The sequence below is a fragment of the Pseudoflavonifractor sp. SW1122 genome, assembly GCF_012027765.1.
In the GTDB taxonomy this organism is placed as follows: domain Bacteria; phylum Bacillota; class Clostridia; order Oscillospirales; family Oscillospiraceae; genus Enterenecus; species Enterenecus faecium.
Genome location: NZ_SJOS01000004.1, coordinates 88,551 through 95,698, shown reverse-complemented (window position 1 = coordinate 95,698; position 7,148 = coordinate 88,551). Strand labels below are relative to the sequence as shown.

The window sequence follows — 7,148 nt, the reverse complement described above, 5'->3', positions numbered from 1 at the left end:
TCCAGATTGCGGGCGTCAATCATCAGCACAGCCTGCTGCTCGGTGATCTGACCTTCGTCCACCAGGTCACAGGCGATTTTCAGAGCGGCGGTGGCGGTGCGCTTGCCGTTGCGGGTCTGGAGCATGTACAGCTTGCCGTTTTCCACGGTAAACTCCATGTCCTGCATGTCGTGATAGTGGTCCTCCAGGGCCTTGGCAGCGGCCTCAAAGCGGATGTACGCCTCGGGGAACTTCTCGGCCATCTGGCTAATGGGCATGGGGGTGCGCACGCCGGCCACCACGTCCTCGCCCTGGGCGTTGACCAGGAACTCGCCCATGATCTTCTTCTCGCCGGTGGCGGGGTTGCGGGAGAAGGCCACGCCCGTGCCGCAGTTGTCGCCCATGTTGCCGAATACCATGGCCTGCACGTTGACGGCAGTGCCCCAGGAGCTGGGAATGTCGTTCATGCGGCGGTAGACAATGGCGCGGGGGTTGTTCCAGGAGCGGAACACGGCGTTGACAGCGCCCATCAGCTGCTCCTTGGGATCGGTGGGGAAGTCGGCGCCGACTTTTTCCTTGTACTCGGCCTTGAACTGCTCGGCCAACTCTTTCAGGTCGTCGGCGGTGAGCTCCACGTCCTGGGTGACACCCCGGGCGTGCTTCATCTCGTCGATGAGCTCCTCGAAATACTTCTTGCCCACTTCCATGACCACGTCGGAGTACATCTGGATGAAGCGGCGATAGCAGTCGTAGGCCCAGCGGGGATTGCCGGACTTCTCGGCCATGACCTGAACCACCTCTTCGTTGAGGCCCAGGTTCAGGATGGTGTCCATCATGCCGGGCATGGAGGCCCGAGCGCCGGAGCGGACGGAGACCAGCAGGGGATTCTCGTGATCGCCGAACTTCTTGCCGGTGATCTCTTCCATCTTGACGATATATTCCAGAATCTGCTCTTGGATTTCTGGAGCAATGGCCTGACCGTCCTCATAGTAACGGGTGCAAGCCTCAGTGGTAATGGTAAATCCCTGGGGAACGGGCATGCCCAAGTTGGTCATCTCGGCCAGGTTGGCGCCCTTGCCGCCCAACAATTCTCTCATGTTGCCGTTTCCTTCGGAAAACAAATAGACATACTTGTGAGACATATACATTCCTCCGTTTTCGTGTGCTGCCCTTTACCAGGGAAAAGCTTATGATGACATTCTAGATAGATATGACCAAAAAGTCAAGAAGAATTTCGTGCGGTTTGTGCAAAGTGGCGATGTCGATTGGGTAAAAATGTGAGAAAAAGGCTTCTGTGCAAAAACGCGAAAATGGCGCTTCTCAAGGTTGTGAACTTGATTTTTGCGATGAAAATTTGCATCGGTGCAAAAATCCGTTGACAAAATAGCGGTTCATGCTATACTGAACACAGAATTACTTCAACAGATAGTTTTAGGAAAAAAGGCGGAGAAGGACAACCTTTTTTCTCCACTAGGCCGGGGTGGTTTCAGCCGGACGAATCGAAAGAAAAGGGGAATGAACAATGGGTTACACCAAGGAAGACATCATTCGCATTGTCAAGGAAGAGGATATTAACTTCATTCGCATGCAGTTTACCGACATTTTCGGTCAGCTGAAGAATGTGGCCATCACCGCTTCCCAGATTGAGAAGGCTCTGAACAACCAGATCACTCTGGACGGCTCCTCCATCGAGGGTTTTGTGCGTATCAACGAGTCTGACCAGTATCTGTACCCCGATCTGGACAGCTTTGCCATCTTCCCCTGGCGTCCCCAGCACGGCCGTGTGGCCCGGCTGATCTGCGACGTGTACAACCCCGACGGCACTCCCTTTGTGGGCGATCCCCGTGGTGTTCTCAAGCGCGTGCTGAAGAAGGCCCACGACATGGGCTATGATGCCTTCAACGTAGGTCCCGAGCCCGAGTTCTTCCTCTTCAAGACCGACGAGGAGGGCCGTCCCACCACCAAGACCAACGACGAGGCCGGTTACTTTGACCTGGGCCCCCTGGACCACGGCGAGTCCACCCGTCGCGAGATCTGCCTGGCCCTGGAGAAGATGGGCTATGAGATCGAGGCCTCTCACCACGAGGTGGCCCCCGGTCAGCACGAGATCGACTTCAAGTACTCCGACGCCGTGCAGTGCGCCGATAAGATCATGACCTTCAAGCTGGCGGTGAAGACCATCGCCCAGAAGAACGGCCTCCACGCCACCTTTATGCCCAAGCCCATTTTCGGCATTGCCGGTTCCGGTATGCACGTGAACATGTCTCTGTTCCGCAACGGCAAGAACGTGTTCTTTGACGAGAACGGCGACAAGAAGCTCTCCCACGAGGCCTACGCCTTCATGGCTGGTATTCTCCACCACATGAAGGGTATCACCGCCATCGCCAACCCCCTGGTCAACTCCTACAAGCGTCTGGTGCCCGGCTATGAGGCCCCCTGCTACATGGCCTGGTCTGCCTCCAACCGTTCTGCTCTCATCCGTATCCCCGCCGCCCGTGGCCAGTCCACCCGCGTGGAGCTGCGCAGCCCCGATCCCGCCTGCAACCCCTATCTGACCCTGGCCGTGTGCCTGGCCGCCGGTCTGGACGGCATTGAGCGGAATTTGACCCTCCCCGCCGAGATCACCGAGAACATCTTCGACATGACCCCCGCCACCCGCAAGCGCCGGGGCATCGAGGCCCTGCCCGGCTCTCTGGACGAGGCTCTGGTGCTGATGAAGAAGGACAAGCTCATCATGTCCACTCTGGGTGAGCACGTGGCCTGCCAGTTTATCGCCGGCAAGGAGAGAGAATGGGAGGAGTATCGCACTCGTGTGTCCAGCTGGGAGCTGGACAAGTACATGATCAACTATTGATCGCTCCCGCTGCCCTTGGGCAACAGGTGATGGGAGGAGTGTGAGATCTTGTGCAAAAAGTAATCGTAGCCTTTGAAAACCGCAAGACAGCGGCCAGCATTTCCGAGGTGCTGGAGAGCGGCGGCGTGGCAGAGTGTGTGGTGTGCCACAGCGCCTCCGAGGTGCGCCGCCTGGTGAACAAGCAGGGGCTGGGCGTGGTGGTGTGCGGGTTCAAGTTCCCTGATGGAGCGGGGGAGGACCTGTACTACGACTTGCCGCAGCAGTGTGTGATGCTGATGGTGGCCCCCCAGAATCGGCTGGAGCTGTGCGAAACCGAGGAGATCTTCCAGCTGCCTGCTCCGGTGAGCCGGGGAGACCTGCTGGCGTCGGTGCGGATGCTGCTGCAATTTGCCCGCCGTCGGGTCTCCAAGTACCCGGTGCACATCCACCGCAGTGAGGAGGAGAACCAGCTGGTGGCTCAGGCCAAGGCACTGCTCATGGACCGACACGGCATGACAGAGGCACAGGCCCACCGCTTTCTGCAAAAGGAGAGCATGGACCACGGCTCTAAGCTGGCAGAGACCGCCCGCATTGTGCTGGGAAATTCCATATAATTGATTGGCGAGGAACAGTCTAGGGGCTGTTCCTCGCTTTTTTTCGGGTATCTCTCCTTCCTTCCCTTCATATAACACCAGGGAAGGGAGTGGTGGTATGAACTTCACCAAAATGCACGGGCTGGGCAACGACTATATCTTTCTCTACTGCCCCCAGGGGGAGCCGGAGGGGGCGGAGGAGCTGGCCCGGCAGCTGTCCCACCGCCATACCGGAGTGGGGGGAGATGGGCTGATCTGCATTTGCCCATCGGAGAACGCGGACTTCCGCATGGCCATGTTCAATGCGGATGGCTCCCGAGGGACCATGTGCGGCAATGGCATCCGCTGCCTGGGCAAGTACGTATACGACCGGAAGCTGACCACGAAGACCCGCCTCACCGTGGAGACCGGTGGCGGTGTCCGCACCGTGGACCTTCAAGTGGAGGGAGGAAAGGTGGCGGAGGTCACCGTGGATATGGGAGTGCCCCAGGTGGGCAAGCCCATGGCCTTGCAAGTGGAGGGCATCCAGGTGGAGGGCACTCCCGTGTGGATGGGGAATCCCCACCTGGTGTGTCTGGTGGAGGATGTAGCGGCGGTGGACGTGACACGCCTGGGGCCCCAGCTGGAGGTCCATCCTAAGCTGTCCCAGCGGGTGAATGTGGAGTTTGTGGCCCCCCGGGACACGGCCCACATTGCCATGCGGGTGTGGGAGCGGGGCAGTGGGGAGACCATGGCCTGCGGCACCGGAGCCAGCGCTGCCCTGGCCGCTCTGGCCTCCTCTGGCGTGACGGAACGGAGCGCAGTGGTGGCCCTGCCTGGCGGGGAGCTGTCCATCTCCTGGGGGGAGGATGGGCACGTGCATATGACGGGACCCGCTGTGACGGTGTTCGACGGTGAACTTACCCATTGACCCCAGGTGGAAGATGTTGTACAATAAACGGAGAATTTTAATGCTGTAAACAGCTGAATACAGGAGGAACACCCATGGCCACCATCAACGAAAACTATTTGAAATTGCCCGGCAGCTATCTCTTCTCGGAAATTGCCCGGAGAGTGGCGGCATATGCCAAGGCAAACCCGGATAAATCCCTCATCAAGCTGGGCATCGGAGACGTGACCCGGCCTCTGGCTCCTGCTGTCACCGAGGCCATGCACAAGGCGGTGGACGAGATGGCCACCGGGGCTGGCTTCCACGGCTACGGTCCCGAGCAGGGCTATGAGTTCCTGCGCCAAGCCATTGCCCAGCACGACTACGCCGCCCGGGGCGTCACCATCGCCCCCGATGAGATTTTCGTCTCTGACGGCGCCAAGAGCGACTGCGGCAACATCGGAGATATCTTCGGTGTGGACAACGTGGTGGCTGTGTGTGACCCCGTGTACCCTGTGTACGTGGACACCAACGCCATGGCAGGCCGAGCCGGGGACTATGACGAGGCCAGCCAGCACTGGTCCAAGCTGGTGTATATGCCCTGCACCGCCGAAAATGGTTTCTCTCCCGCCATTCCGGAGGAGAAGGTGGACCTCATCTACCTCTGCTTCCCCAACAACCCCACCGGAGCGGTGGCCAGCCGGGAGCAGCTGGAGGCATGGGTGGCCTATGCCAATGAAAACGATGCGGTGATTCTCTACGACTCCGCCTATGAGGCCTTCATCACCCAGGGGGATGTTCCCCACACTATCTTTGAAATTGAAGGGGCCAAGACCTGTGCCATTGAGTTCCGCTCCTTCTCCAAGACCGCCGGCTTCACCGGTACCCGCTGTGCCTACACCGTGGTGCCCAAGGAGCTGGTGCGGGGCGGGGCCTCGCTCAACAGTCTGTGGAACCGCCGCCAGTGCACCAAGTTCAACGGGGTGCCCTATGTGGTGCAGCGGGGCGCGGAAGCGGTGTACTCCCCCGAGGGTCAGGCTCAGGTCAAGGAGACCATCGCCTACTACCAGCGCAACGCCCAGGTCATCCGGGAGGGGCTGACGAAAGCGGGCCTCACCGTGTCCGGCGGCGTCAACGCCCCCTATATCTGGGTCAAGACCCCGGAGGGAATGGGCTCCTGGGAGTTCTTCGACCTGCTGCTGGAGAAGGCCAACGTGGTCACCACCCCTGGTGCAGGCTTTGGCCCCAGCGGCGAGGGTTACATCCGAGTCACCGCCTTCGGCGATGCCCAGGCCACTCAGGAGGCTGTGGCACGCATCGTGTCTGTCTTGGGCTAAATTTCATCAAACGCACTGAGAACTGTCTCGCCATCTGGCGGGGCAGTTCTTTTTTGCCTGTCATACCCCGGGACAGGCCCTCATACAATGGGGTGTACCATACGAAAGGGAGGGAGTTACATGGTGGACAGCCCATTTCAGCAGGTGGTTGCCCTGATGCCTCAACATCTCCGGTGTGCCCTCAAACAGCTGCCCCAGGAGAAGCGGGAACGGGCGGAGGAGATCCGCCTGCGTCAGGGATTTCTGCCCACGGTGTTGGACGGAGACGGAGAACAAGACGTGGGAGAGCTGGTGGTGACGGGGGAACTGCTCCGGCAGGTGCTGGAACAGGCCAGCCAGGCCTCTGCCCACACGGTGCTGGACCAGGTGCAGCGTGGGTTTCTCACCCTGCGGGGCGGGCACCGCATCGGCATCTGCGGCACCGCTGTGGTGCGGGACGGGAAGGTGGCCACCTTGCGGGAGATTTCCTCCCTGTCCGTGCGCATTGCCCGCCCGGTGGTGGGACAGGCTGAGGCCCTGCTTCCCCAGCTGATGGAGGGGGAGCGGCTGCAAAATACCCTGATTTTTGCTCCACCGGGGGCGGGGAAGACCACCTTGCTCCGGGACTTGGTGCGGGGGCTGTCCGACGGGGTGGCCGCTCCGCCGCTGCGCTTGGCGGTGGCAGACGAGCGGGGAGAGATTGCCGCTATGTGGCAGGGTACCCCTCAGATGTATGTAGGGCGGCACACCGACATTCTGGACGGGTGCGGTAAAGCCGCTGCGGTGTCCATTCTGCTGCGGGGCATGAATCCACAGGTCATCGCCATGGATGAGATCACCCAGATGGAGGATGTGGAGGCTATGGTCCAGGCGGTGGGGTGTGGGGTATCCCTGCTGGCCACTGCCCACGGGGCATGTATGGAGGATTTCCAACGGCGTCCGGTGTATCGCCGCCTGTGGCAGTCCGGAGTGTTTCGCCGGGTGGTACTGCTCCGAGGCAGCGGAACAAACCGCACCGCCCGGGTGGAGGTGGTGGCATGATTCGTCTGATGGGGGCCGCCTGTTTGGCCTGCGGGGCCATGGGCCTGGGGCTGGGGGCTATCGCACACCTGGATGGGCGTGTGAAGGACCTGCGGGGCCTGTTGGTGGGGCTGGAGTGTGTGCAGCGGGAGCTGTCCTGGAAGCTGGCCCCGTTGCCCGATGCGTTGAACCTGGCCGCCCAACAGTGTCAGGGAGCCCCGGGGGAGTTTTTCGCCCTGTGCGCCCACGGGGCCCAGAACCTGCGGGGCCGCACCTTTGCCCAGGTGTGGCAGCAGGCGGGGGAGGCCAGCCAGATGCGGCTGGAGCAGCTGGACGTGGAGCTGTTGGACGCCCTGGGGTCCGTGTTGGGCCAGTATGACGGGGAGAGCCAGCGCCAGGCGTTGGAGCACACCCGGGAGCAGCTGGAGGAGCAGCTGACTCAGGCTTGTGAGCAGCGGCGGCGGTTGGGTCGGGTATACGGCGCTCTAGGGGTGACGTCTGGGGCGGTTTTGATGATCTTATTCGTATAAGGAGACACC

Annotated in this window: 7 protein-coding genes; 6 read left to right on the top strand and 1 reads right to left on the bottom strand. The window is 60.8% G+C overall.

Annotated elements, in window-relative coordinates:
• On the bottom strand, positions 1-1,121 hold a 1,121-nt coding region (locus E0L15_RS02150), incomplete at its 3' end, for a PEP/pyruvate-binding domain-containing protein (protein WP_168124402.1).
• A gap of 380 nt (positions 1,122-1,501) precedes the next feature.
• Here E0L15_RS02150 and glnA point away from each other — a divergent pair.
• From glnA to E0L15_RS02120, 6 genes are all read left to right on the top strand, one after another.
• Complete coding sequence (glnA, locus tag E0L15_RS02145) at positions 1,502-2,833, top strand: type I glutamate--ammonia ligase (protein WP_087369214.1); 1,332 nt, start codon at positions 1,502-1,504, stop codon at positions 2,831-2,833.
• Between the two features lie 50 nt (positions 2,834-2,883).
• Positions 2,884-3,426 carry an ANTAR domain-containing protein gene (locus E0L15_RS02140; protein WP_087229265.1) on the top strand — a complete coding sequence of 181 codons (543 nt, stop codon included), beginning with the start codon at positions 2,884-2,886 and terminating at the stop codon, positions 3,424-3,426.
• 97 nt (positions 3,427-3,523) lie between these two features.
• Positions 3,524-4,315 carry a diaminopimelate epimerase gene (dapF, locus tag E0L15_RS02135; protein ID WP_168124401.1) on the top strand — a complete coding sequence of 264 codons (792 nt, stop codon included), beginning with the start codon at positions 3,524-3,526 and terminating at the stop codon, positions 4,313-4,315.
• A gap of 74 nt (positions 4,316-4,389) precedes the next feature.
• Complete coding sequence (locus tag E0L15_RS02130; protein ID WP_168124400.1) at positions 4,390-5,610, top strand: LL-diaminopimelate aminotransferase; 1,221 nt, start codon at positions 4,390-4,392, stop codon at positions 5,608-5,610.
• Between the two features lie 120 nt (positions 5,611-5,730).
• Positions 5,731-6,630 carry a stage III sporulation protein AB gene (locus E0L15_RS02125; protein WP_168124399.1) on the top strand — a complete coding sequence of 300 codons (900 nt, stop codon included), beginning with the start codon at positions 5,731-5,733 and terminating at the stop codon, positions 6,628-6,630.
• Positions 6,627-7,139 (top strand): stage III sporulation protein AB, encoded by a 513-nt coding sequence (locus tag E0L15_RS02120; protein ID WP_168124398.1) that lies wholly within the window; start codon positions 6,627-6,629, stop codon positions 7,137-7,139. Before E0L15_RS02125 ends, E0L15_RS02120 begins: the two co-directional genes overlap by 4 nt.
• Positions 7,140-7,148: the final 9 nt, after the last annotated feature.

What these genes read in the sequence shown, in the direction of transcription:
- glnA (WP_087369214.1), top strand. Translation starts at nt 1,502, where the DNA reads ATGGGTTACACCAAGGAAGACATCATTCGCATTGTCAAGGAAGAGGAT.
- dapF (WP_168124401.1), top strand. Translation starts at nt 3,524, where the DNA reads ATGAACTTCACCAAAATGCACGGGCTGGGCAACGACTATATCTTTCTC.
- E0L15_RS02130 (WP_168124400.1), top strand. Translation starts at nt 4,390, where the DNA reads ATGGCCACCATCAACGAAAACTATTTGAAATTGCCCGGCAGCTATCTC.
- E0L15_RS02125 (WP_168124399.1), top strand. Translation starts at nt 5,731, where the DNA reads ATGGTGGACAGCCCATTTCAGCAGGTGGTTGCCCTGATGCCTCAACAT.
- E0L15_RS02120 (WP_168124398.1), top strand. Translation starts at nt 6,627, where the DNA reads ATGATTCGTCTGATGGGGGCCGCCTGTTTGGCCTGCGGGGCCATGGGC.